Origin of the sequence: Brevibacterium sp. 2SA (genome assembly GCF_005502845.1) — a bacterium.
Taxonomy (GTDB): domain Bacteria; phylum Actinomycetota; class Actinomycetes; order Actinomycetales; family Brevibacteriaceae; genus Brevibacterium.
This window is the reverse complement of record NZ_SCMW01000114.1, coordinates 1-1,046: the sequence shown is the minus strand read 5'-3', so window position 1 is coordinate 1,046 and position 1,046 is coordinate 1. Positions and strand designations below refer to the sequence as shown.

The 1,046-nt window shown below is 71.5% G+C and carries 1 protein-coding gene; it reads right to left on the bottom strand.

The genetic code is table 11. The annotated features are described in order from the left end of the window. Nucleotides 1-1,043, bottom strand: a 1,043-nt coding sequence (locus tag FFS20_RS17815; protein WP_249356931.1) for a M20 family metallopeptidase, incomplete at its 3' end; no start/stop codon positions are given. Between the last annotated feature and the right edge of the window lie 3 nt (nucleotides 1,044-1,046).

Below are 1,046 nucleotides of genomic sequence, written 5' to 3'. Positions count from 1 at the left end.
AGGGTGGGCAGGGCGACGCCGAAGTGCCCGTAGGCGCCCGGCACCTCGGCGAGCACGCGGGAGAAGTCCTCGGACCCCGGCAGCGGGTTCGCCCTGGTGACGGTGCGGTCGGCCCCGAAGAGGTCGGCGAAGGTCGCGAGGAAGAAGTCCGCCTCGGCGTCGTCGTTGATCGTCGGCGGGAGGATCCGCTCGTAGTCGACCTCGGCTTCGAGCCCGTGCGCGGCGACGAGCGTGGTGACGAGATGAGGCAGCTCCGCCTCGGCGCGGGTCGTCACCTCGTCGGAGAACGTGCGCACGCTGACGACGAGGGTGGCGAAGTCGGGGATGACGTTGGGGGCGGTGCCGCCGTTGAACTGGCCGACGGTGACGACGATGGGGTCGAAGATGTCGAAGCGGCGGGTGACGTACTCCTGGAGCTGGCCGACGAGCATCGCCCCGACCTCGATCGGGTCGCGGCCGCTGGCCGGGCGGGAGGCGTGCGTGCCGAGCCCGCGGACGGTGATCGTCATCTTCGCGAACGCCGCCATGTACGACCCCCGCCGGGAGGAGCCGACGCCGAGGTCCTGATCAGCGGAGACATGGATGCCGTAGGCGGCTTTGACCCGCGGTCCGGCCGCGTCGAGGACGCCTTCGTCGAGCATCCGCCCGGCACCGTCGTAGCCCTCTTCACCGGGTTGGAACATGACGACGACGTCACCGGGCAGCTCGGCGCGCGTGTCGTGGAGGAGTCTCAGCGCCCCGACGAGTCCGGCGGTGTGGAGGTCGTGGCCGCACGCGTGCATGTTCCCGTTCGTCGCGGCGAAGTCGAAGCCGGTCGCCTCGGTGATGGGGAGGGCGTCCATGTCACCGCGGAGGAGGACTGCGGGCACGACGCCGGTCGCGTCCTCAGTGCGCTTGCCGCCGCGGAGGACGGCGACGAGGGAGGACAGCGCGTGGCCTTCGGTGAGCTCGATGTCGAGATCGGCGATGGCGTCCCTGACGAGGGCCTGCGTCGCGGGCAGGTCGAGGCCGACCTCCGGATTCGCGTGGAGGGCGCGGCGCAGGGC